Origin of the sequence: Streptomyces sp. NPDC008079 (genome assembly GCF_042957385.1) — a bacterium.
Lineage (GTDB): Bacteria > Actinomycetota > Actinomycetes > Streptomycetales > Streptomycetaceae > Actinacidiphila.
In genome coordinates this window covers 110,668-133,351 of record NZ_JBIBIC010000015.1, presented here as the reverse complement: position 1 = coordinate 133,351, position 22,684 = coordinate 110,668, and the positions used below count along the sequence as shown (strand labels likewise).

Genomic DNA, 22,684 nt, shown 5'->3' with positions numbered 1-22,684 from the left:
TCGGCCGGCGCATCGCCTGTCCGAGGTCAGGATGACAGCCGGGCGGGGTACGGCGGCGACAGGGCGGAGGGTCAATGAGGTTTCATTGTGCGGCGCAATGATATCCAAGGACGCGCGAGCCGGGAACGAAAGGGGCAAAGGCGCATGTCCCCGCGCTGTTCACTCGAAGATCCGTCGAGGTCTGGCGTCAGTGCCATTGCACAGCTACTGTGACAGCGCAGCGCCCACGGTCCCGGCGGCCGGTCCGTAGCCCGTTGCGCACCACCGATCCGGGCTCCCGTCGCGGCGCCCCCGTCAGCGTCCAGGCGCCCAACGCGCGGCCCGCGAGCCCTCGTTCGCCCGCCCGGCCCCCGTCGTCCTCGCACCGCCGAGGCGGCGCGTCCGCCCTTCCCGTGAGGAGAACCGCATGCCCGACACCCAGGCGCAGCCCTGGCACGGGGTCTACGTCGCCACCGCGCTCCCGTTCCGCCCCGACGGTTCGGTCGACCTCGACGCGTACGGCGAGCACGTCCGGTTCCTGGCCGACGGCGGCTGCCACGGCGTGTGCCCCAACGGTTCGCTCGGCGAGTACCAGACCCTCAGTATCGACGAGCGCACCCGCGTGATGCGGACCGCGATCGAGGCGGCCCCCGAGGGCTTCGGGGTGATGCCCGGCGTGGCCGCGTACGGGTCACGGGAGGTCTGCGAGTGGATCGAGCGGGCGGCGGAGGCCGGCGCCGCATCCGTCCTGCTGCTGCCGCCCAACTCCTACCGGGCCTCGCGCTCCGACGTCGTCGCCCACTACCGCGAGGCCGCGCGGGTCGGGCTGCCCGTGGTCGCGTACAACAACCCCATCGACACCAAGGTCGACCTCACCCCCGGCCTGCTCGCCGAACTGCACGCCGAGAATCTGATCGTGGCGGTCAAGGAGTTCAGCGGCGATCCGCGCCGCGCCTATCGGCTGGCCGAGTCGGCGCCGGGCCTGGACCTGATCGTCGGCGCCGACGACATGGTGCTGGAACTGGGGCTCGCGGGCGCGGTCGGCTGGATCGCGGGCTACACCAACGCCTTCCCGGCCACCACCGTCGAGATGTTCCGCCTGATCACGTCGGACGACCCCGCCGACGTACCGGCCGGAATCGCCCTCTACCGCTCGCTGCACGCGCTGCTGCGCTGGGACTCCAAGACGGAATTCGTCCAGGCCATCAAGCTGTCCATGGATGTGGCCGGACGGTACGGCGGCCCCTGCCGTCCGCCGCGCGGTCCGCTGCCCGACGACGTCGCCGCGCGGATCACCGAGCTGACGAAGGCCGCGGTCGCGGAGGGCTGCCGATGAGGGCGCGGCGCGTCTTCCACGCCGTCGACTCCCACACCGAGGGCATGCCGACCCGTGTGATCACCGGCGGCGTGGGCGTCCTGCCGGGCGGCACCATGGCCGAGCGGCGTACGTGGTTCATGGCCAACAAGGACGATCTGCGCACCCTGCTGATGTACGAGCCGCGCGGGCACGCCGCGATGAGCGGTGCGATCCTCCAGCCCCCGACCCGGCCCGACGCCGACTGGGGCGTGCTGTTCATCGAGGTGTCCGGGGTGCTGCCCATGTGCGGCCACGGCACCATCGGGGTGGCGACCGTGCTGGTCGAGACCGGCATGGTGGAGGTCCGCGAGCCGGTCACCGTGATCCGGCTGGACACCCCGGCGGGGCTGGTCACCGTGGAGGTGGCGGTCGAGGACGGCGCCGCCCGGTCGGTGACGCTGCGCAATGTCGCCTCCTACGCGCACGCGCTGGACCGGACCGTCACCGTGCCCGGCCTCGGCGAGGTGGGCTACGACCTCGCCTTCGGCGGCAACTTCTACGCCGTCGTCGACCTGGAGCGGATCGGCCTGCCCTTCGACCGGCGGGAGGGCGGACGGCTGCTGGAGGCGGGCCTGGCCGTCATGGCGGCGATCAACGAGGCCGACGAACCGGTCCATCCGGAGCGCCCTGACATCCGCGGCTGCCACCACGTCTATCTCACCGCGCCCGGCTCCACCGCCCGCCACTCCCGGCACGCCATGGCCATCCACCCCGGCTGGTTCGACCGCTCCCCGTGCGGTACGGGGACCAGCGCGCGGATGGCGCAGTTGCACGCCCGCGGGGAGCTCGCGCTGGACACCGACTTCGTGAACGAGTCGTTCATCGGCACCCGCTTCGTCGGCCGTCTGGTGGAGGAGACCGAGGTCGGCGGCGTCCCCGCGGTGGTACCGACCGTCACCGGGCGGGCATGGATCACCGGTACCGCCCAGTACATGCTCGACCCCGACGACCCCTTTCCCGCGGGATTCCTCCTGTAGTGCCCTGCCGGTGGACCCCCCCGCCCGCACCCGCCGGTGGACCCCGCGTCCGCACCCGCCCGTGAACCCCACGCCCCGCCCCTGACCTGCGACCGGGAAGGCCGCCATGCGCACACCGCACCCGCCCGCTTCGCGAACGGCGCCGCGCCCGGCCACGGCGTCCGACACCGCGGACCTGGTCGTCATCGGCGCGGGCGTGATCGGGGCCGCCGCCGCGTACTTCGCGGCGCGCGCCGGTCTCGACGTCACGGTCCTGGACCGCGGTCCGCTGGCGGGCGGCACTTCCAGCGCGGGCGAGGGCAATCTGCTGGTCTCCGACAAGGAGCCGGGCCCCGAGCTCGATCTGGCCCTGCTCTCACTGCGCGTGTGGCGTGACGACCTCGCGGAACACGCCGGCCTGTGGGAGTACGAGCCCAAGGGCGGTCTCGTCGTGGCCGCCACCGCGCAGGGTTCGGGGACGCTGGCCACGCTCGTACGGCATCAGCGCACCCTCGGCGTCGAGGCGGTCGAGGTGTCCGGCGACGAACTGCCCGGCTACGAACCGCTGCTGTCGCGGGAGCTGGTCTCCGGCGCGTTCTACCCGCAGGACGCCCAGGTGCAGCCCGTGCTCGTCGTCGCGCACCTGCTGCGCCTGGCCCGTGAGGCGGGCGCGCGGGTCAGGACCGGCACGGAGGTGACCGGTTTCCGCACGTCCGGGGAACGGATCACCGGCGTCGACACCCACCGCGGTCCGGTGCACGCCCCGGCCGTGCTCAACGCGGCGGGGCCGTGGGCGGGCGACGTGGCGGCGCTGGCCGGAGTACGGGTGCCGGTGCTCCCCCGGCGCGGCGCCGTCCTGGTCACCCGACCGCTCCCCCTGGTCATCCGGCACAAGGTCTACGCCGCCGAGTACGTCGCCGATGTGGCCAGCGGTGACGCCGCACTCCAGACGTCGCCCGTGGTGGAGGGCACCCGCGCGGGCACCGTCCTGATCGGCTCCTCGCGCGAACGCGTCGGCTTCGACCGGCGGCTGTCCCCCGCCGTCCCCGCGGCGCTGGCCCGCAAGGCCATCGCGCTCTTCCCGTTCCTGGCCTCGGTCCCGGCGCTGCGCTCCTACGTCGGCTTCCGCCCCTACTGCCCCGACCACCTGCCGGTGATCGGCCCCGACCCGCGGGCGCCGGGGCTGTGGCACGCCTGCGGGCACGAGGGCGCCGGGATCGGTCTGTCGGCGGGCACGGCCAGCCTGCTCGTCGGTGCGCTGACCGGCCAGGCCGTACCGCTGGACCTCGCGCCCTTCGCCCCCGAGCGCTTCGACACCAGCCCGCCCACCGAGGAACCGCAGGAGGAACCCCGTGCCCCCTCACGCTGACGACCTCGCGGCGCCCTGCACCGTGTTCCTCGACGGCCGGCCCGTCCCTGCCCGCGAGGGCCAAAGCGTCGGCTCCGCCCTGATGGCGGCGGGCATCGTCGCCTGGCGGTCGACCCGCGTCGAGGGCCGACCGCGCGGCCTGTTCTGCGGGATCGGCGTCTGCTTCGACTGCCTGATCACCGTGGACGGCCACCGCGACCAGCGCGCCTGCCAGGTGCCGGCGGCCGACGGCATGCGGCTGGAGACGGCGCCCGCCACGTACGAAGGCGCCGACCGATGACGGGCGCCGCCACAACGGCGGAGGCCGAGGTCGCGCGGGCCGAGGTCGCGGTGGTGGGCGCGGGTCCCGCGGGGCTGGCCGCGGCCGCGACCGCCGCCGAGGCGGGGCTGAGCGTCGTCCTGGTCGACGCGGCGGCGCGCCCCGGCGGCCAGTTTTGGCGGCACGGACCGGGGGGACCGCGCGCCGACGAGGGACACCACCACCTGGGCACGTACGCGGACTTGACGGAGCGGCTGTCCCGAGCCGGGGTACGGACGCTGTACGGCCGGCAGGTCTGGCGGGCCGAACGCGGGGCCGACGGCTTCATTCTCAGGACCCGGCCCGCGCACGACACGGCCCGCGCACCGGCCGTGACGGTGGCCGCGCGCGCCCTGGTGCTCTGTCCGGGCGGATACGACCGCCAACTGCCCATTCCCGGCTGGGACTTGCCCGGTGTCATGGCGGCGGGCGGCGTGCAGGCGCTGCTCAAGGCGGACGGCACCCTGGCCGGGCGGCGGGCGGTGGTGGCCGGGACCGGCCCCTTCCTGCTCCCGGTGGCGACGGGCCTCGCCGCGGCCGGGGCGGACGTACCCCTGGTCTGCGAGGCGAACGCGCTGCGCGGCTGGCTGCGCGAGGCCGGCGGCGCGGCGCGGGAACCGGCCAAGGCGGTGGAGGCGGCGCGGTACGCGGCGCTGCTTGCGCGCCACCGTATCCCGTACCGGACGAGGACCGTCGTCACCCACATCCTCGGCGGGACGCGCGTCCGCGCGGTCCGGGTGGCGCCGCTGGGCCGCGACGGCCGCCCCGTCACCGCGCGCGCCACCGAGGTCGCGGTGGATCTGGTGGCGCTCGGCTGGGGTTTCACCCCCGCTCTCGAACTGCCGCTGGCGCTGGGCGCGCGGACGCGGGTGGACGTGGACGGCTCGCTGGTCGCGGTGGTGGACGCGTGGCAGCGCGCGAGCGTGCCCGGCGTCTACCTCGCCGGGGAGTGCACCGGGGTCGGGGGCGCCGCGCTCGCCCTGCGCGAGGGCCGGTTGAGCGGGCTCGCCGTGGCCGCCGACCTGGGCCGGTCCTACGACCGCGGCGCCGTACGCCGTCTGCGGTCGCGCATCCGGCGGGGTCGCCGCTTCGCCGCGGCGATGCACACCGCCCATCCGGTCCCGGCGCACTGGACGGCGTGGCTCACGCCCGACACGGTCGTCTGCCGCTGCGAGGAGGTCACCTTCGCGGCGCTCGACGAGGCCCACCGCACGCTGGGCGCGGACGACCCGCGCACCCTCAAGCAGCTCGCCCGCCCCGGTATGGGCATGTGCCAGGGCCGTGTGTGCGGCTTCGCGACCACCGCGATCAGCGCCGCCCTCACCGGCCGCCCCGCCACCGCCGCCGACCACCGCGGCCTGGCCACCCGCCCGCTGGCCTTCCCCGTGCCGCTGGGCGAGATCGCCGCGGCGGACGGGGACGGCGACGGCGAAGGCGAAGGGGGCAGTCCTGACGCGTAAGAGGCGCGCTCAGGCATGGCGCACTCAGCCACCGCGTCCTCAGCCATGGCGACCTCAGGCATGCGGCACGACACGGTGCCGCTGAGCCCAGCCGTTTACGGTTCGCTGCTCCCCGTCGCGTGGCGGCAGTCGCGGGGCGAGAGGTGGTAGGCGGTGCGGAAGGAACGGGTGAAGGTGGAGTGGTCCTTGAATCCCCAGCGGGCGGCTATGCGGTGAATGGGGATGTCCCGGAGGGCGGGGTCGCGCAGGTCGCGGCGGGCGCGCTCCAGGCGGAGGCGGCGGATCCAGGCGGCGAGGGTGGTCTCGCGCGTGGTGAAGAGCCGGTGGAGGTAGCCGACGGAGACGTGCAGGGCGTCGGCGATGTGGGTCGGCGAGAGGTCGGGGTCGTGCAGATGCTGCTGGACGAAGGCTTCGACGCTCAGCAGGAGTGTGCGTCGGCGTGAGTCCTCGCGGAGGGCGGCTTCCGCGTCGAGGTGGTGGGCGACGACGGCGGTAAGCAGGTCCTCGGAGATACGGGCCAGCCGCCCGAGATCGTCGGGGCGGTAGGCCGCCTGCGTGGTCAGGCCGGTGAGGAAGTGCACGAGCATGCCCGCGAATCCGGCCTGTCCCGGTAAGGGCCGGGCCAGCAGGCGTTCGATCCGGTCGGCGGGCTGTCCGAGCTGTGCGCGCGGGATGTGGACGCGTACGAGTGTGGTGGGCTCGCCGCCCGCGCCGAGTTGGAGTCCGAAGGGGCGCGAGCTGTCGTAGAGGACGATGTCCGTCGCCTCCAGGACCGCCTCGCGGCCGAGCTGGCTCATGACGAGCTTGCCCGAGGGCGCCATGGCCAGGCAGAGGAGTTCCGGATCCGCCTGCCGGACCATCTTCGGCGTGCGGACGACCTGCGAGGGCGAGACCCTCAGCTCGACCACGTTCACCGCCGCGAGGTCGACGGTCCTGGCCGACGCCCTGAAGTCCTCCGCCTCCCGACTGGACAGGCTCATCGGGTGCTCGCTGGTGACGAACAGCTCGTTGAGGGCCGCCAGCCGGTCCGGTGGCGACAGATCGTCACGATCGAACATCGTCCGCATCATGGCTCCCCCTCGGACCGCGGTGGCCGCGTCCCGGAGTCTCCGGCCGCGGACCGCCTCGGGCCAAGTATCCCCCGGTGGTCGTCGGACCCGCCCAAGGCGCGGACCCCGCCGGGGCCCGGCCCGACTACCGCGCGCCCACCAGGACTTCCGCCGCGGCGACACCGGAGGCGGCCGTCGCGCCGTGGGTGAAGATCTGCGCGGCGCCCTGGACGGAGTCGCCCGGCAGGCCCATCTCGACGACGATCGCGTCGGGACGTGCCCCGGCGAGTTCGGCGAGCGCGCGGCCCATCCACTTGTTGCGGGAGGCGTCCCTGACGACGACGACCAGCGGGCGCCCGGCGGCGGGCGCGAGCGCGTACGACTCCAGGAGGGCGGCGTCGGCGGCGAGTTCCTGGTGGTGGACGCGGACGAAGGTGGTGCCGGGCAGCCGCTCGCGCAGCGGGGCCGCGACGCCCCAGGGGGTCTCCTTGCCGATGGCCAGGTTGGTGGACGGCACCAGTTCGACCACGTGCGGGGGCGCGGTCAGCGGGAGGACGTCGCCCGCGGAGCCGCCGAGGCGTATGGCGCGGCGGGCGGCGACGTAACCGATGTCGCCGCTGACCGGATTGACCGGAACCGCCCGCGCCAGGCCGGTCGACCACTCGGCGAAGGCGCGGACCCGCTCGGACGCCTCCTCCAGCCGCGCCTGCGTGAGGTCGCCCGACCGTACGGCGTCGGCGAGCGCGTCGGTGAGCAGGTCGACGGTGTCGGCCCCGGAGTTCTCGCCGCCGACACAGACCGCGTCGCAGCCCGCGACGACGGCCTTCACGGTGGCGCCGTCGATGCCGTAGCGGTCGGTGACGGCGCCCATCTCGATGGCGTCGGTGACGATCAGGCCGTCGAAGCCGAGTTCCTTGCGGAGCAGCCCGTCGAGGATGCGGCTGCTGAGGGTGGCCGGAACGTGCGGGTCGTAGGCGGGCACGAGGAGGTGACCGCTCATCACGGCGCGCACGCCGGCGCGGACGGCGGCCTCGAAGGGCGGCAGGGCCTGGGCGGCGATGGTCGCGAGGTCGGCGTCGTAGCTGGGCAGGCCGTGGTGGGAGTCGACGGCGACGTCCCCGTGACCGGGGAAGTGCTTGGCGCAGGCGGCGACTCCGGCCGACTGGAGGCCCTGGATCCAGGCGCCCGCGTGCCGGGCGACCAGACCGGCGTCGACGCCGAAGGAGCGCACCCCGATGATCGGGTTGTCCGGGTTGGAGTTGACGTCCACGCTGGGCGCGTAGTTGAGGCTGACGCCGGCGGCGTGCAGTTGGCGGCCGAGGTCGCGGGCGACGGACTCGGTGAGGTCGGGGTCGTCCACGGCGCCGAGCGCGAAGTTGCCGGGCCGGGTGGAGCCGGTCGAGGACTCGATACGGGTGACGTCCCCGGCTTCCTCGTCGATCGCGATGATCAACGCGGGGTTCTCGGCGCGCAGTTGCGCGGTCAGCCGGGCCACCTGCTGGGGCGAGGCGATGTTGCGCGAGAAGAGGACGACGGAGGCCAGGCCGTCACCGATGGCCCGCAGCACCCACTCCGGCGCCTCCGTCCCCACGAAGCCGGGCTGGAGAACGGAGAGCGCGAGTCGTCGCAGCTCCTTGTCGGGCGTGCTGGAGGACATCAACTGGGCCTTCCACGTAGAGCCAACGCATTTGTGACACGGCGGACATTGGTACAGACCATCCGGATACTCGCCCAGCGTGATCTGGGGTGTCAAGTGCCTGACGCACGTACACCGGCCACATCGGCCGGGGCGTCCGGGAGACCGCGCCTGACCTGGTCCGTCGCCGCCGGGGAAGCCGCGTCACCCGTGGTAGGGCCCGGATCGCGCACGGCGACGAGGTGGCCGAATCGCCGCCTTCGGGCGCCGCGACACGTCAACTCCACGGTTGACATGGGCGGTTGGTCTAATCCATTTTAGTGGGACGCGAGTTCAGCGAGCGACAAGCGCGGCGTAGTGCCATGAATGATGGGCAAGTTGCGAACGTCCGTTGCCGTACGCATCCACTCGCCCACCGACGGCAACGCACGGTTCCGCCGTGCTTTGGCGTAGGCACATGTAGTGGCGGTCGCCCAGAACCACTCTCGGCACCGGACGCGATTGCCTGTCCCCACACGGCCGATCCGTCCCGGCCGAAGGAAAGCCCGGGGGCGATCCGCATCAGAGAACCGAACCCTGGAGCGACTGCTTTGTCGGCGCCTGATCATTCTTTTCGAGCCTCTTCCGAACGCCCGTACTTCAGCTCGGACGGCGAGACCTACCTCACACCGACTCCGCTGCGGAACCTCCGCAAGACACAGAAACTCCGTGTGCTGTCGGAAGAGGACTTCACTTTCTGGCAGACCTACGGATACGTCGTGGTGCGGCAGGCGATACCCGCCATCGCGGCCGACGAGCTCCTGGAATTCGCCTGGAATTTCCAGGGACTTGATCCGGCCCGCCCGGACACCTGGTACGAGGAGCGGGAGTTCCGCTCGGATCTCGACAGGGAACTGCACATCTACGGTTTCGTCGAGGCTTACCAGCACCAGCTCATGTGGGACAGCCGGCAGTCGCAGCGCGTCTACGACGCCTTCGTTGACGTATGGGACTGCGAAGAGCTGTGGGTGACGCTGGACCGGCTCAACCTCAACCCGCCCAACATCAAGAACCGGGACCGCGCCCACATCGCGCCGACCGAGCGCGGCTTCGACATCACGCTGCACTGGGACATCGACACCACGCTGGAGGTGCTCCCGCAGCGCGTCCAGGGGATCATCGCGCTCAACGACACCAAGCCCGACCAGGGCGGCTTCCAGTGCGCGCCCGACCTCTTCCACCGGTTCGAGGAGTGGAAGGCGCTCCAGCCGGAGGACCGCGACCCGATCCGGCCGAGCGTCGACCGCGCCGAATACCCCGTCATCCAGCCCGATCTCAAGGCCGGTGACCTGCTGATCTGGAACGGGCTGCTCGCGCACGGCGTCGCGCCCAACACCTCGCAGAGCGGCGTCCGCGCCGCCCAGTACCTCTCGATGATGCCCGCCCTGGAGTCGCACCAGGAACTGCGGGACTCGCGCGTCAACTCCTGGCGGACGCTCAGCACTCCGGAGTGGAACGGCACGCTGGTCGGCGACGCCACCCGGCACGAGTCCCTGCGGTACGGACCCGCGGAGCTGACCGACCTGGGTGCCAAGCTGCTGGGCCGCGACTCCTGGAAGCAGCCGTCCGCGGAGCAGGGGACCGGGGAGCGGACATGCGCCGAATCTGCCTGACGCTGCCCACCAACAGGCCCTGCGCGACAACGATATCGGCGGTGCACGAGGAGGCGGCCCACGCCGCCACGCACTTCGACGTCGAGGTGCGTCTGCTGGTCCTGGACTCCTCCGACGCCGGAGCCCGCGAGCAGCACGCTCGGGTCGTGCGCGGTCTGCCGGCCGTACCGGGCGTCGTCGTGCACCACCTCGGCGAGGCGGAGCAGCGCGACTTCCTGCGGCGGGTCATCGAGCGGGCCGCGCCGGACAAGCCCGAGTTGCTGCTCGATCTGATGCTGCCCGCCGGGCTCTCGTACGGCGCCTGCACCAACCGCGCGTTCCTGATCGCCGCGGCGCTGGGCTGCGAGTCCGTGCACCGCAGGGACTCCGACAGCCGCTACCAGTCCGTGGACGGTCTGCCGGTCTTCCCCGTCCACCATGAGCTGTTGTCGCTCGGCAAGCGGGCGGGCGACGCGGCGGCCGGGGTGACCGAGACCGATCTGGCGGACGCGCACACCGGCAAGACCGTCTCCATGGTGGGCAGTTCCTTCATCGGCGAGATGTCCGTCGACATCGAGGAGATGCACCGGCTCGACCGCGACGCCTACTACGACGTGGTCGGGCTGTGGGCACCGGTCCACTGGTCGTCGCGGAAGAAGCGCGAACTGGTCGACGAGTCCTTCAAGGGCGCGGGGCACGAGCCCTTCGCGGGCGACCACTCGACGCTCACCCTGGTCGACCCGATGCGGGTCGACATGTGCAACATCGCCTTCCACGGGGTCCACGAGCAGGTCCCGCTGATGCCCGCGACGGACACGATCGGCAGTGACTACTTCCTGATCCACCTCGTCCACGACGCGACGCTGCCCGGTGTCCTGCACAACCGGAACATCGTCAATTACCACACCGGTGAGCGGAAGACGGACGCCGGGTTCATGGCGTATCACTTGCGCTTCGCCAAATTCTTCCTGTCGATGCTGTATCTCAACGCCGTGTACGACCGGATAGCCGAGGCCGGTTCCGCGCTGCTGGACGACGACCACCGGATACGGGTGGCCGCGGTCGCCGAATTGCTGCGGGACAGCGCTCTGTTGGACCGTGCGGAGAATGTGGAGCGGCTGGACATCCTCGACCGGTCCTACCGCAAGCTCGGCGGCAGGTACGCGGAATTCGCGGACTCGCTCACGGAGCGGCGCGAGCGGTTGCTGGACGAGGCCCGCGGGGACATCGAGGACTACGCCCTGTTGACGGAAACATGGTCGGCGATGATTCGGGCGAGCAGAGAAACGGGTCTCGACACACTCCAGCGGCTGCCTGGCTGACGCCGCACATGACGCACGAGAACGCCTCACTGTTCGCCGCTCTTTCGGCCAGCGCCGAGGACCGGATCGTCCTCGATCTCAGCGGTATCGAGGAACGCTACGATTCCCTGCTGCGCGAGCTGCCGGGAATCGCGGTGCGCTTCGCCATGAAATCCTGTCCCGTGGACGAAGTGCTCGCCTGTCTTGTCGCGAAAGGCAGCGGATTCGACGCGGCGAGTATCAACGAGATCGAGCAGGCCGTACGCTCCGGCGTCGCGGTCGGGAGAATTCACTACGGCAACACCGTCAAGTCGGACCGGGACATCGCGGCGGCCTATCGCCTCGGTGTCAGGGACTTCGCCACCGACAGCCTGGAGGACGTCGCCGCCGTCGCGGCGCACGCCCCCGGCTCGCGGGTGTTCTGCCGGCTGGCGACCGACGGTGACGGTGCGCTCTGGGGTCTGAGCAACAAGTTCGGCTGCTCGGCCGAGGACGCCCTGGCCGTGCTGGAGAAGGCGCGGGAGTCCGGGCTGCGGCCGGCCGGGCTCTCCGTCCACGTCGGTTCGCAGCAGATGACGGCCGAGGCGTGGCAGCGGGCGTTCGAGCAACTGGTCGACACGCTGACCGTGCTCGGCGAGCGCGGTATGCCGCCGCGGTACGTCAATCTGGGCGGCGGCCTGCCCGCGCTCGGCTATCTCGACAAGCGCGGCAGGCCGCTCGACCCGCCGATCGACAAGATCTTCGCCGTCATCCGCGAGGGCATGCAGCGGTGCCGGGAGGCGGCGGGCGACGGCCTGGGCTTCGTGATGGAGCCGGGCCGCCATCTGGTCGCCGACCACGGGGCCGTCCGGGCGCACGTCTCCCGGCTGTCCACCCGGCACACGGCGGACGGCACGGCCCACCGCTGGCTCTACCTGAGCTGCGGGAAGTTCAACGGCCTGTACGAGATGGACGAGTTGCAGTACCGGCTGGTCTTCCCCACCCACCCCGACACCCCGCGCGTCGAGGCCACCGTGGCCGGTCCGACCTGTGACAGCGACGACGCCTATTCGCGCGAGCACAGCCTGGTCCCGGTACCCGAGTCGGTCGTGTCGGGCGACCCGGTGTGGGTGCTGTCCAGCGGTGCCTACGCCGTCAGTTACATGACCCAGGGGTTCAACGGCTTCAGCCCGCTGCCGTACGTGTGCGTACGCGGCGCGGGCGACGGGCCGGGCCGCCCGCGGAAGGAGCACGACAGGTGAGCGACCGCGAGACACCCCGGCGCGCGGTGACGGAGCACGCGCGCGTCCGCCCTGTCGGCGACGGCGACTGGGCGGACCTCGTCGCGCTCGAAGCCGCCGCCTACACCTCGCTCAGTCTGTCCGAGGGGCGGGCCGCGCTGGAGTCGAAGGCGTGGGCGTCGCCGACGACGTGCTTCGTCCTCGACGTCGAACAGCGGCTCGCCGGTTATCTGTTGGCGCTGCCGTACCCGGTCTCGCAGGCGCCCGACCTCGCCCGCGGCGAGGAGGTGGTCTTCCGCTCGCGCAATCTGCATGTGCACGACCTCGTCATCGCCGAGGATCTGCGCGGCCGGGGCCTGGGCAAACGCCTGCTGCACCACCTCACCGGGCGGGCGCTCCGGCAGGGATACGAGCAGATGTCGCTCGTCGCGGTCGGCGGCAGTCACACCTTCTGGGCGGCGAACGGCTTCGCCGCCCAGAAGGAGGTCGTGAACTCCGAGAGCTACGGGGCCGGTTCGGTGTACATGTCCATGGCGCTGCCGACCGCGCCGACCGTCGAGAGTCCGACGCCGACCAGCGGCCTGCTGAGCGGGGCACCAACGCGAAACGAAGTGGGATAACGCCTGTGTTGCACGTTCACGATCCGTTCCGGCGCGGGCAGTTGGCGATCGGGGCGCTCTTCTTCTCGCTGGGTTTCCAGTACGCCACCTGGGCGTCGCGGCTGCCCGCGATCAAGGCGCATCTGGACCTGACCGCCGCGCAGGTGGGGCTGCTGCTGATGGCCACCGGCATCGGCGCCGCCGCCGCTTTCCCGCTGGTGGCGATGCTGATGCGGCGGCTGGGCTCGCGGCTGCTGTCGCTGCTCTCGGCCGTCGGCCTGACGCTGCTGCTCATCCCGCTGTCCGTCATGCCGAACTACCCGGTCGCGCTGCTCGTCATGGGCTGTGACGGGGTGCTCGTGGCCTGCCTGAATGTGGCGATGAACGCGCAGGGCGCGGCGCTGGAGGCCGTCCATCGGCGCAACGCCATGGCCAAGCTGCACGCGACCTTCAGCGGCGGCTCGCTCGGCGCGGCCCTGCTCGCCTCCGGAATGAACACCGTCACCTCGACGATGGCGGTGCACTTCGGCGCCGCCGCCGTCCTGTTGCTCCTGCTGACCGCGTACGCCAGGACCGGGCTGCTGACGCAAGAGCAAATCGCGGCCAAGGACGAGGCGGCCGAGGCGCAGGAGCAGAAGGAGGACGCGGTCGCGGTCGCGGAGGAACGGGGTGCCAAGAGCCGCGGCAAGTGGACACTGCCCGCCCGTATGACCCTGTGGATGGGCTGCGCGATGGCCTTCGGCACGGTCACCGAGGGTGCGATGAACGACTGGTCGGCGATCTACATGAAGGACGTCGCCAAGGCCTCGGCCGAACTGGCGCCCATGGGCATCGCCGTCGTCTCGGTCATGATGGTGCTCGCCCGGCTCTTCGCCGACGGCTGGCGCAGCCGCTGGGGTGACGGCCTGATCGTCCGTGCGGGCAGTGCCCTGGCCGCGGCGGGCCTGGCCATCGCGCTGCTCAGCGGCGGCGTGGTCCCGGCGCTGATCGGCTTCGCCGCGGTCGGCCTGGGCATCGCCGCCGTGACGCCGTGCGTGTACGTGGCGGCGGCCGGTCAGGGTTCGGACGCGCTGACGCTGGTCGCGACGATGGGCACGACGGGGCTGCTCGCGGGGCCGCCGGTGATCGGCTTCATCGCCAACGCGACCGGTCTGGTCTGGGGCCTGGGCGCCGTGGCCGCCTCGGCGCTGGTCGTGTCCCTGTGCAGCACGCAGATCCGCTGGACGTCGACCGCCTGAGCCGCGGGCCGCGCCCCGAATCACGGTTGACGCCTCGGGGCGCGCCCGCTTCGCTGTGCAGGTGAGCACACTTCGCATCGAACGCGTGCGCCCCGACGCCTTCGTCCAGGACTGGCGCGCCGTCCACAACACGGTCATCCCCACGCATCCGCTGTCCCTGGACGACGTCCGGGAGCGCAGCGGGCGCCACCTCCTGGAGGTCGCCTACCTCGACGACGTCCTGGTCGGAAACACGACGGTACGGCCGCCGACCGACGACGAGCCGGTGGTCACGGTCATCGCGCGGGTCCTCAGCGCACACCGGGGGCGGGGCTTCGGCCGGGAGCTGTACGCGCGCGGGCTCGCGCACGCGCGGGAGCTGCGGCCGGGCGCCGTCGAGACGGTGGTGCTGGAGTCCAATGAGGACGGGCTGCGCTTCGCGCTCACGCAGGGCTTCGTCGAGGTCGAGCGGTATCTGCTGCCGGGCGACACGATCCGTTACGTGACGCTGCGGCTGCCCTGAGCGGCGTCCTCCGCGCCGCCGCCGTGGCGGCCGGGGCGCAGGTCGAGCATGTGGAACACCTTGTCGTAGCGGCGCGGCCCGACCGCCACGAAGTCCGGCAGGCGGCCGTACTCGCGAAAGCCCAGTGATTCGTAGAGGCCGATGGCGCGGGTGTTGTCGCCACGGGCGTCGAGGGTGAGCACTTCGATCCCGGCCCGGCGGGCGTCGGCGACCAGCGCCGCGGTCAGGGCGCGGCCGATGCCGTGGCCGTGGGCGGCGCCGTCCACGGCGAGCCGCTCCAGGTCGGCGTGGGGGCGGTGGGTGGGGCGGGTGTACCGCAGCCAGTAGCCGAAACCGACCAGGTCCTCGCCGAGATACGCGGCGCGCAGCGACCCGTCACCGGCCCGTACCGCGGTCAGGACCCGGTCGAGGAGGGCCGTGACCTCGTCGGGGCCGGGCGGCTCCAGCCAGCCGAGCGGGGCGCCGCCCCGGACCAGCGGGGCCAGCAGCGCGTGCGCCGCTCCGGGGTCCAGTGCGCGCGCCCGCTCGATGCGCAGCCCGTCCCCGAGCGCGCCCGCCTCAGCCGTCGTCATCGCGTTCCGCCTCTCCCGCGCAGGTGCTTCCGTCCGTGGGCCGCCGCGCCCGGGTACCGCCGGGGTCCGGCCGCCCGTTCCGTCCCACATCATCTCCGGCGGGACCTCGCCGACACCTCCCCGCGCGACCGCGTTCACGCCCGAGTCGTACAGTGGCGACATGGCCGTCAGTATTCTGGACATTCCCGGCGTCGCAGCCGTGCGGCAGCGGTTGCGCGCGGAATTGCTGGCGCGGGTGGCGGGGCCCTCGGGGCCGGAGAACCGGGCGCGGATCCAGGACGCGCGGGGGCCGCGGTGGTTCGGCCCCGAGCGGCCGATCCGCGTGGTGCACGGTGACGCGTCGATGTTCATCGGGGGCTTGCGTGCGCTGCTGTTGCAGTCGCTGCATCCGCTGGCGATGGCCGCGGTCGCCGCGCACTCCGGCTACCGGGGAGATCCGTGGGGCCGTCTCCAGCGCACCAGCACCTTTCTGGCGGTCACGACCTTCGGCACCGCCGAAGACGCGCGGCAGGCCGTCGAGCAGGTACGGGCGGTGCACGCGCGCGTCAGCGGCACGACCGCGCAGGGGGAGCCGTACCGGGCGTCGGATCCGCATCTGCTGGGCTGGGTGCACGTCGCCGAGGTGGACAGTTTCCTGCGCGCTCATCAGCGGTACGGGGCGCGGCCGTTGGACGCCGCGGGCTGCGACGCCTACGTGGCGGACACCGCGCGGGTCGCGGAGGCCCTCGGTGTCCTCGACCCGCCGCGCGACCAGGCGGCGCTGACCGCCCGGCTCGCCGCGTACCGGCCGGAGTTGCGGTCCACGGCCGAGGCGCGGGACGCCGCGCGTTTCCTGCTGCTCGACCCGCCGCTGCCGTGGGCCGCCCGCGGCCCGTACGCGATCTTGGCCGCGGGCGCGGTGGGGCTGCTTCCTTCGTGGGCCCGCAGCCCGCTGCGGCTGCCGTATCTGCCGATCACCGAGGCGACCGGCGTCCGGCTCGCGGGACACGGTCTGACCAGGACGATCCGCTGGGCGATGGCTCCGGAGGCCGCCGCGCGGTCCGACGGGCCGTCAGAAGGCTGACGGGCGGGGCCGGAAGACGGCGCAGAGGCGGGGCGGACCGGTGTCGGTCCGCCCCGCCCGCGAGGAACGGGAGGTCAGCCCGCGAAGGCCGTCGTCCCGGCCGGGGTGCCGAGACCGGTCGGACCGTCGTAACCGGCCTTGCCGGTGCACAGGTAGCTGCCGGAGCAGCTTCCGTTGGAGCCGCTGGTCACGTCGTTGAGCGCCGTGGTGTGGGCGTACGGGAAGGACGTCGGGTACGAGCCGGAGGACGGGTTGCCCGCCAGCGCGTAGACCGAGGCGATGATCGGGGAGGAGACGCTGGTGCCGCCGAAGGTGTACCAGCCGGCCGTGACGCCGTAGGAGTCGTAGACCGCGACACCGGTGGCCGGGTCGGCGACCGCCGAGACGTCGGCGATGGTCCGCTTGGAGCAGCCGGTGTCCTTCTGCCAGGACTGCTTGGCGTCGTAGGCCGAGCAGCCGGACCCGGAGCCGGACCAGACCGTCTCCGTCCAACCGCGGGTCGTGGACGACTTCTTGAGGTTGGTGCCGCCGACGGCGGTCACGTACTTCGAGGCCGCGGGGTACTCGGCGCCGTAGCCGGAGTCACCGGCGCTGACGGTGATCGCGACACCGGGGTGGTTGAAGTACGAGGAGTCGTAGCTGGTGTCGGAGGACGACTCGGAACCGCCGTAGCTGTTCGAGACGAACTTCGCGCCCAGGGCGACGGCCTCGTTGACCGACTTGCCGAGGTTGGCCATGGAGGCGGAACTGGCCTCGACCAGGAGGATGTTGCACTTCGGGCAGATGGCGCTGGCCATGTCCAGGTCGAGGGAGATCTCCTCGGCCCAGCCCGAGTCGGCGCTGGGCAGGGACGTGGTGGAGCCGGTCTGGCTCACCTTCTTGAAGCAGCCGCTGGCCACCGTGCAGGCGGGCAGACCGTAGTACGACCGGTAGGCGGCCAGGTCACTGGCGGCGTTGGGGTCGTCGTACGCGTCGACGATCGCGACCGTCTCGCCGCTGCCGTTGGTGGACGCCGCCGAGGTGAGGCCGTAGGCGGCGCGCAGGTCGGTGGGACCGTAGCCGGACGGCGTGGCGGCGGTGGCCGCGTCCGGCGAGACCGTGGTGGTCCGCGCGGCGTGCACGGTGCCGCTGGTGACGCGCAGCGCCTTACAGGCCATGTCGCCCGCCTTGGCGGGCGTGGCACAGGCCCGCGCGGTGTGGACGGGCTGCGCGGCGGCCGGCGTCTGCGCGACGGCGGACGGGGTGAGGGCCAGCGCGGAAGCGGCCAGAGCGGCGACCGCTGTGAGGGGTAGACCGGCGCGACGTATCGCCGGATTCAGGGTGATGCGCAACGAACTGCCTCCTGTGGTGGGTTACCTGGGGGCCTGCGGATGCAGTGGTGCCTGCGGTGCCAGATGGGGTGACTGAGGCACCGAACCGCCACTATGGGTGACGCGGTCACGTCAATACAGGGACCGGGCGAAGTCTCTACCTCCGCTTTGCCTTCGTCAGTTCGCCTTGGGGAAGACGTGGTCGAGAAATGACCGCGCAGGATGCATGGATTCCACTTGCGTGGTTTCGCAACTCCCTTGCGCGGTCCGCCGCTTGGGTCCGCCCTACGACGTCAGGTAGCAGGATTTGGCGACGTTCGGGATCGGGTCACCGCCGCCGAAGGCGGCGGTGGTGCAGGGCGTGCCCCCGGTGAACGTCGCGTAGAGGTAGTCGCCCGCCGCCCCGTACGCCACGGTCCTGCGGCCGGTGAAGGCGCAACTGCCGTTCTCCGCCGAGCAGGTCGCCGGAAAGCCGGGCGGGGCGCCCGCGTACGTGGAGCAGCTCTTGGCCACGCCGAAGACCGGGTCGACCCCCATCGTGTCGTTGCCGCAGGTCGTCGGGCCGTTGGAGCGGCCGGTCCAGAACGCGCCCGCGGCGCCGTACGCGACGGGTTGCGATCCGGTGGCCGCGCAGACGGACTTCTCGGCCGCGCACGGCGTCCAGTTGCCCGCGGGCGGCCCGTTCGGGGCGGCCCAGCAGCTCTTGGCCGTGTTGTACAACGGGTCGGCGCCGAAGGCGTCGTTGGTGCAGGCGACGCTGCCGGTGACCACCTGGAAGCGGAAGGCGCCGTTCGCGCCGTAGGCGACCTCCCGGGTGCCGCTGACCGCGCAGGTCCCCTTCTCCGCCGCGCACGAGGTGTAGCCCGCGGGGCCGCCGGACGGGGCGAGGTAGCAGGACTTCAGTACGCCGTAGGCCGGGTCGGCGCCGCCGAAGGCGGAGGCCGCGCAGAGCGTCGCGCCGCTGACGGACCGGTAGGCGTACGCGCCCGCGCCGTAGGCCATGACCTGGCTGCCGGACGGGGTGCAGGTGCCGCCCTCGACGGCGCACAGGGTGTAGCCGGTCGGCAGCGTCGTGCCCGCGACCGAGGTGGCGAAGGGCACGGGGGCGCCGAGGCCGGTGGCGGACACCGCGTACGTCCCGGCGGGGACGCCGGTGAGGTAGACGTAACGGCCGTCGCTCGACCCGCCGTTGATGCCCGCGCCCGGGTGGAAGGCGCCACCGCTCCACACGGTGGCGCCGTTGACGGTGACGGTGGCGTCGGCGGAGCCGTTGGTGGGTACGCCGATCCGGCCGGTGGTCCCCGCCGGGCTCGTCAGCGACTCGGTGAGGGTGCCCGCGGCCGTGTCCCGGTCCCAGGAGCCGGTCACCGTGCCCTGCGGCATGGTGAGGGTGCCCTCGGTGTGGGCGAGGTCGCCGGGGTGCGGCACGAAGTCGTAGGCAGCGGTGCCGGTCGGGGACAGGCCCAGCAGGTAGAAGGTGAGGGCGGAGGTCGGTCCGGTCCCCCAGCCGTGCGCCAGGCTCATGTACGTGCCGCCGTAGTCGAAGGACCCGTCGGAGCGGAACCCCTCCCAGAACGTACTTCCCGTGCCCGTGGGGCTGCCCAGCATGTAGCCCCACTCGCGGCGGATCAGGGCCAGCGCGTTGATGTCGTCGTCGGCCGCGAAGTGGGCCTGGACCTCCATCGATCCGGGGAAGGTGCCGATGGCGCCGCCGTCCTTCTCGGGGCTGGCCGCGCCGTGGTCGTTCCACCGGGCGGCGAGCGCGTGCGCGATGGCGGTGTCCTTGTCCGCGCTGTCGGTCAGCCCGTACCAGACCGCGAGCGAGTTGCCGTCCTGCGGATAGAGCGTGCTGGTCGGGTTGTCGCGGTAGAGGCCGACCGCGCCGTTCCAGAGCCGCTGGTTGACGGCGGACTTCACGGTGGCCGCGCGCTGACGCCAGGCGGTGGCGTCCGCCGTGTCCCCCTCGACGGACGCGAGCGTCGCACCGCTGGTGAGGGCCGCGTAGAGCAGCGCGTTGGCCTCGATGTTCTCGCCGCCCTGGCCGCCGCGCGCCCAGTCGTTGGCCCCGGTGACGTTCAGCAGGCCGTTGCCGTCGATCTTCGCGGTGATGAAGGACATGCCGAGCCGGTAGCGGCTCCACACCGAGTCCAGCCACGCCTTGTCGGCGGAGTAGGTGTAGTACGACGCCGACCCGATGAGCGTCCACGTGTGATAGGTGTCGGAGCCGTAGAAGTTGACGGCCGGACCGCCGTACTCCAGCTCACCGGTCGAGGAATTCTGGTGCTGGTAGAGGCTGTTGAGGGCGTTCTTGGTGGACGCGATGTCATGGGTCGAGACGTATTCGGTGGGTGTCGACACACCGAGGTCGCCGGGCCAGACGGCGCGGTCGCGCTTGGCGCCGTCGCTGAGGATGCCCGCTCCCGTGCCGATCACGGCGTTGTTCTCCCACCCGGAGGCGGGCGGCGGATAGGCGCGGCCGGTGTCGGGCGCGATCGTGTCCATCTGGACGGTGTAGGCCCCGGCGTACCAGATCTTGTTCAGCAGCGGGTCGCTCGAATAGAAGTAGTTGGCGTACGCGGCGGGGTCGCTCATCCCGGCCGCGCCGGTGAACGCCAGCGAGACCCCGTTGAGGTCCACCCAGCCGGACGTCCCCATGAAGACCGTCAAGTAGCGGAAGCCGCCGCGCAGTTTGTCGGTCGGCATGGTGTACGTGCCCGCGCCGTCGACGGTCGCGGTCAGCGCGCCGTCGGTGCCGGAACCGGAGTACACGGTGCCGCTGCTCAAGTCGCTGACCGGGCCGACGTACAGCGACGACTCGCTGAAGGCCAGGCCGACCCGCTGCCCGCTGCCGCTCGCCCCGGCGAATCTCAGCGTCACCAGCCCGCCGACCTCCTTGCCGAAGTCGAGGACCAGATACGCGTTCGTCCCGGAGATGCGGGTCGAGGCGCCCGACAGCACATTCCCCGGTGAGGTGACGGACCCGGACGTGCCCTTGACCGCGACCGGGGCGAGCGTCCTGCTGTGCGGGGCGTAGATGTACGCGTCGCCCGCCGACCGGCCGGCGAGCCCGGTGGGGGCGGCGGCCGGAACCGCGGGGGCCGCGGCGGTACGGGCCTCGGAGGTGCGGGCATCTGCGGACGCGGGCGGCGTGGTCGACAGGCCGACGGCGGCGCACAGGGTCGCGAGGAACAGCGCGACCCTGAAGCGGCGGGAAGCGGATAAGGGCGATCGTCGCCCCGGCGGGTGGGGGAAGGACATGACTCCGGCCTCCGTGCGAGGTGGGGGGTGACTCAACGGCAGACGCGAGTGAATCGTTTCATTCATGCGGTGCGTGGGGAACATATGAGAGCGCTCTCCCGCGCGTCAAGGGATCGGACAGGGGGGCGGGTGCGGCCGTCGCGTCGAGGGGTGACCGCGAGCGTCACGCCAGGGGCGGGGGCCGGGCTCGTATCGCGGCGGACAGGACGGCATGGCGGGGCGGGCTGGCGACGGCCTGGGACCGCCTTGTCGGCACGCCGGGACGCGCGGGCAGCGGCCTGAAACCGACTTGTCGGCACGCCGGGACGCGCGGGCAGCGCGTAAGCGGCCCTTCACTCCTCGCTGTCGGCCGGATCCTCGGGGGCCGCGCCGGTGAAGTACGCCATCGCCTCGGGTGCGCCCGGCCGCGGCTCGGTGTCGAAGCACGCCCACGAGCAGAAGGTCGTGGGGTTCCAGTCGCTGGTGCGCCCGCATTCGGCGCAGACCATCACCGGGTCGTCGTCAAGATCAGCCATGCGGTGAGTGTGCCCCGTCGGGCCGGTTCACAACGGGTTTGGAGCTGATATGTGCCGGTCCGCGTACCGCCGCCCGTGGGCGCGGGAGGTGACGTGAGGTTCTGGAGGTGACGTGGGGTTCAGGAGGGGCCCTAAGCCGCCGCTTCGAGGGCGGTGGTCGCGTCTCCGGCCTCGTCGTCCAGCGCCTCGGTGTCCCCGGCTTCGGCGAGCAGGGCGCGGGCGGCGGCCAGCGCGGCGCCGATCTCGCCGGTGCCGGTCGCCACGCACAGTGTGTAGGCGGTGTCACGCAGGAGGTCGCGGATCCGCGGCTCGGAGCGGACCTCGGGGCTCTGGGAATTCAAGTGCTCGTACCGCTCGACCAGTTCACGCAGCGCGGCAGGGTGGGCCGACATCGTCACAGCCTCTCGTGGAAAATTGCTCACCCCGTGTCACGGGGCAAGAGTCGCCTACCCCGTAACAGGCCGTCCACTCCCCTAAATCGTGATTGATCGGGAGCGGGTGACCGACCGTCAGACCGTCAGTAACCGCGGCTGCGGTAGGTGGCGTTGGCGCGATCGAGTCGGGTGGTGCGCAGACGGCGCTCCTCGGCCAACTCCTCGACGGCGTGCCGGAGTGCGCGCAGCACCACCCGCGACGGGCTGCCCGTGGGGACCTCGTCCGGCGGCGGCTCGTCGCCCTTGACCCCGATGAGGGTGGCGAGCGCCCTGAGGACCGGCGCGTCCGACGCCCAGTGCTGGGCCGCCCGGCGCCGACCCGGCGTGTCGGCGAGGACGCGTCGGCTGGTGGGGAGCAGGCCCCAGCGCCGGTGCCGCTCGGGGACCAGCGTGCCGTCCTCTTCAAGCGCGGCGATGTACGCGGTCGGCAGGTCCCGGCCCCGGCGCCACAGCCAGTCCTCGACGCGCTCCCCCGGATTGTCGTCCGCGCCGCTCTCCGCGGCCGGTTCCGCCCGCTTGCCCGTCGGCCTGTCCGCCGCCTCGCCCGCCGCTCTTTCCGTCGCCTTGTCCGTCGCCCTGCCCGGGTCGCGGTCGGCGGCCTCCGCGGAGCGCGTCGCCGTCTCGTACGCCGTCAGCGCCTCCTCCAGCAGCCGGTCCGCGGTGCGCCGCTCGCCCTTCGGCCGGGGTACGGGCACCACGCGGTCGCCGCGCAGCGCCAGCTCCTTCGCCGCGATGAGGTCGATCAGCTCGGCCCCGGCCAGGGCGAGTGAGAGGTCGCCGCGGTCCACGAGGAGGTCGGGCGGCACGTCCATGGCGACGACGATCAGGTCTCGTGGTGTGGTCATCGCGCTGCTCCGCATCGTGGGCGGCGCGGCCGGGCCGCCGGACGGCGGTCGCCGGCCCGGAGGCGGTCCGGCCTGGACCGCTGTGAAGGACG

The 22,684-nt window shown here is 72.4% G+C and carries 20 protein-coding genes; 12 read left to right on the top strand and 8 right to left on the bottom strand.

All coding sequences use genetic code 11. The features are described from left to right. The first annotated feature begins 406 nt into the window (after nt 1-406). From ACFZAM_RS27110 to ACFZAM_RS27090, 5 genes are all read left to right on the top strand, one after another. Nucleotides 407-1,315: a dihydrodipicolinate synthase family protein gene (locus ACFZAM_RS27110; RefSeq protein WP_391049964.1), complete on the top strand. Its 909-nt coding sequence runs from the start codon at nt 407-409 to the stop codon at nt 1,313-1,315. Further along, on the top strand, nt 1,312-2,313 hold the full coding sequence (locus ACFZAM_RS27105; protein ID WP_391049962.1) for a proline racemase family protein: 1,002 nt from the start codon (nt 1,312-1,314) through the stop codon (nt 2,311-2,313). The genes ACFZAM_RS27110 and ACFZAM_RS27105 overlap by 4 nt, the downstream gene beginning before the upstream one ends. A 106-nt stretch (nt 2,314-2,419) precedes the next feature. Continuing rightward, entirely contained in the window at nt 2,420-3,661 is a 1,242-nt protein-coding gene (locus tag ACFZAM_RS27100; protein ID WP_391049960.1) for an FAD-dependent oxidoreductase, read from the top strand. Then, nucleotides 3,645-3,941, top strand: coding sequence for a 2Fe-2S iron-sulfur cluster-binding protein (locus ACFZAM_RS27095; RefSeq protein WP_391049958.1), 297 nt, complete (start codon nt 3,645-3,647; stop codon nt 3,939-3,941). Before ACFZAM_RS27100 ends, ACFZAM_RS27095 begins: the two co-directional genes overlap by 17 nt. Further along, entirely contained in the window at nt 3,938-5,419 is a 1,482-nt protein-coding gene (locus ACFZAM_RS27090; protein WP_391049956.1) for an FAD-dependent oxidoreductase, read from the top strand. Before ACFZAM_RS27095 ends, ACFZAM_RS27090 begins: the two co-directional genes overlap by 4 nt. Before the next feature lie 95 nt (nt 5,420-5,514). Here the strand turns inward: ACFZAM_RS27090 and ACFZAM_RS27085 are convergent, their stop codons facing one another. Both ACFZAM_RS27085 and ACFZAM_RS27080 read right to left on the bottom strand, forming a co-directional pair. Next, complete coding sequence (locus tag ACFZAM_RS27085; protein ID WP_391049954.1) at nt 5,515-6,477, bottom strand: helix-turn-helix domain-containing protein; 963 nt, start codon at nt 6,475-6,477, stop codon at nt 5,515-5,517. 136 nt (nt 6,478-6,613) lie between these two features. Continuing rightward, nucleotides 6,614-8,125, bottom strand: coding sequence for a glycoside hydrolase family 3 N-terminal domain-containing protein (locus ACFZAM_RS27080; protein WP_391049952.1), 1,512 nt, complete (start codon nt 8,123-8,125; stop codon nt 6,614-6,616). Nucleotides 8,126-8,694: 569 nt separating this feature from the next. On the opposite strand from ACFZAM_RS27080, the gene ACFZAM_RS27075 reads away from it, so the two are divergent. The 6 genes from ACFZAM_RS27075 to ACFZAM_RS27050 all read left to right on the top strand — a co-directional run bounded on the left by ACFZAM_RS27075 (nt 8,695) and on the right by ACFZAM_RS27050 (nt 14,595). Next, nucleotides 8,695-9,756 (top strand): phytanoyl-CoA dioxygenase family protein, encoded by a 1,062-nt coding sequence (locus ACFZAM_RS27075; protein WP_391049950.1) that lies wholly within the window; start codon nt 8,695-8,697, stop codon nt 9,754-9,756. Further along, a complete protein-coding gene (locus ACFZAM_RS27070) occupies nt 9,738-11,057 on the top strand; it encodes a DUF6271 family protein (RefSeq protein ID WP_391049948.1) in 1,320 nt (439 codons plus the stop codon). Before ACFZAM_RS27075 ends, ACFZAM_RS27070 begins: the two co-directional genes overlap by 19 nt. 8 nt (nt 11,058-11,065) lie before the next feature. Next, complete coding sequence (locus ACFZAM_RS27065; RefSeq protein WP_391049946.1) at nt 11,066-12,277, top strand: alanine racemase; 1,212 nt, start codon at nt 11,066-11,068, stop codon at nt 12,275-12,277. Next, a complete protein-coding gene (locus tag ACFZAM_RS27060; RefSeq protein WP_391049944.1) occupies nt 12,274-12,876 on the top strand; it encodes a GNAT family N-acetyltransferase in 603 nt (200 codons plus the stop codon). The genes ACFZAM_RS27065 and ACFZAM_RS27060 overlap by 4 nt, the downstream gene beginning before the upstream one ends. A gap of 5 nt (nt 12,877-12,881) precedes the next feature. Beyond that, on the top strand, nt 12,882-14,093 hold the full coding sequence (locus ACFZAM_RS27055; RefSeq protein WP_391049942.1) for an MFS transporter: 1,212 nt from the start codon (nt 12,882-12,884) through the stop codon (nt 14,091-14,093). Nucleotides 14,094-14,154: 61 nt separating this feature from the next. Continuing rightward, nucleotides 14,155-14,595, top strand: coding sequence for a GNAT family N-acetyltransferase (locus ACFZAM_RS27050; RefSeq protein ID WP_391049940.1), 441 nt, complete (start codon nt 14,155-14,157; stop codon nt 14,593-14,595). Here ACFZAM_RS27050 and ACFZAM_RS27045 read toward each other — a convergent pair. After that, nucleotides 14,571-15,167 (bottom strand): GNAT family N-acetyltransferase, encoded by a 597-nt coding sequence (locus ACFZAM_RS27045; RefSeq protein WP_391049938.1) that lies wholly within the window; start codon nt 15,165-15,167, stop codon nt 14,571-14,573. The genes ACFZAM_RS27050 and ACFZAM_RS27045 overlap by 25 nt on opposite strands. A 160-nt stretch (nt 15,168-15,327) precedes the next feature. Here ACFZAM_RS27045 and ACFZAM_RS27040 point away from each other — a divergent pair, with 160 nt between their 5' ends. After that, nucleotides 15,328-16,230 (top strand): oxygenase MpaB family protein, encoded by a 903-nt coding sequence (locus ACFZAM_RS27040; RefSeq protein ID WP_391049936.1) that lies wholly within the window; start codon nt 15,328-15,330, stop codon nt 16,228-16,230. Nucleotides 16,231-16,304: 74 nt separating this feature from the next. Here the strand turns inward: ACFZAM_RS27040 and ACFZAM_RS27035 are convergent, their stop codons facing one another. The 5 genes from ACFZAM_RS27035 to ACFZAM_RS27015 form a co-directional block, all read right to left on the bottom strand. Continuing rightward, nucleotides 16,305-17,561, bottom strand: a complete 1,257-nt coding sequence (locus ACFZAM_RS27035) for a peptidase S8 (RefSeq protein WP_391049934.1) — start codon at nt 17,559-17,561, stop codon at nt 16,305-16,307. A 264-nt stretch (nt 17,562-17,825) separates the two neighbouring features. Further along, entirely contained in the window at nt 17,826-20,798 is a 2,973-nt protein-coding gene (locus tag ACFZAM_RS27030) for a trehalase family glycosidase (RefSeq protein ID WP_391049932.1), read from the bottom strand. A 332-nt stretch (nt 20,799-21,130) separates the two neighbouring features. Beyond that, nucleotides 21,131-21,313, bottom strand: coding sequence for a hypothetical protein (locus ACFZAM_RS27025; protein WP_355349108.1), 183 nt, complete (start codon nt 21,311-21,313; stop codon nt 21,131-21,133). A 131-nt stretch (nt 21,314-21,444) separates the two neighbouring features. Continuing rightward, nucleotides 21,445-21,705, bottom strand: a complete 261-nt coding sequence (locus ACFZAM_RS27020; RefSeq protein WP_355349105.1) for a DUF5133 domain-containing protein — start codon at nt 21,703-21,705, stop codon at nt 21,445-21,447. A 125-nt stretch (nt 21,706-21,830) separates the two neighbouring features. Further along, a complete protein-coding gene (locus ACFZAM_RS27015) occupies nt 21,831-22,592 on the bottom strand; it encodes a GPP34 family phosphoprotein (protein WP_391049929.1) in 762 nt (253 codons plus the stop codon). Nucleotides 22,593-22,684: the final 92 nt, after the last annotated feature.

Coding starts and splice junctions, on each gene's coding strand:
- ACFZAM_RS27110 (WP_391049964.1), top strand. CDS start 407: ATGCCCGACACCCAGGCGCAGCCCTGGCACGGGGTCTACGTCGCCACC.
- ACFZAM_RS27105 (WP_391049962.1), top strand. CDS start 1,312: ATGAGGGCGCGGCGCGTCTTCCACGCCGTCGACTCCCACACCGAGGGC.
- ACFZAM_RS27100 (WP_391049960.1), top strand. CDS start 2,420: ATGCGCACACCGCACCCGCCCGCTTCGCGAACGGCGCCGCGCCCGGCC.
- ACFZAM_RS27090 (WP_391049956.1), top strand. CDS start 3,938: ATGACGGGCGCCGCCACAACGGCGGAGGCCGAGGTCGCGCGGGCCGAG.
- ACFZAM_RS27085 (WP_391049954.1), bottom strand. CDS start 6,477: ATGTTCGATCGTGACGATCTGTCGCCACCGGACCGGCTGGCGGCCCTC.
- ACFZAM_RS27080 (WP_391049952.1), bottom strand. CDS start 8,125: ATGTCCTCCAGCACGCCCGACAAGGAGCTGCGACGACTCGCGCTCTCC.
- ACFZAM_RS27070 (WP_391049948.1), top strand. CDS start 9,738: ATGCGCCGAATCTGCCTGACGCTGCCCACCAACAGGCCCTGCGCGACA.
- ACFZAM_RS27065 (WP_391049946.1), top strand. CDS start 11,066: ATGACGCACGAGAACGCCTCACTGTTCGCCGCTCTTTCGGCCAGCGCC.
- ACFZAM_RS27045 (WP_391049938.1), bottom strand. CDS start 15,167: ATGACGACGGCTGAGGCGGGCGCGCTCGGGGACGGGCTGCGCATCGAG.
- ACFZAM_RS27040 (WP_391049936.1), top strand. CDS start 15,328: ATGGCCGTCAGTATTCTGGACATTCCCGGCGTCGCAGCCGTGCGGCAG.
- ACFZAM_RS27030 (WP_391049932.1), bottom strand. CDS start 20,798: ATGTCCTTCCCCCACCCGCCGGGGCGACGATCGCCCTTATCCGCTTCC.
- ACFZAM_RS27025 (WP_355349108.1), bottom strand. CDS start 21,313: ATGGCTGATCTTGACGACGACCCGGTGATGGTCTGCGCCGAATGCGGG.
- ACFZAM_RS27020 (WP_355349105.1), bottom strand. CDS start 21,705: ATGTCGGCCCACCCTGCCGCGCTGCGTGAACTGGTCGAGCGGTACGAG.
- ACFZAM_RS27015 (WP_391049929.1), bottom strand. CDS start 22,592: ATGACCACACCACGAGACCTGATCGTCGTCGCCATGGACGTGCCGCCC.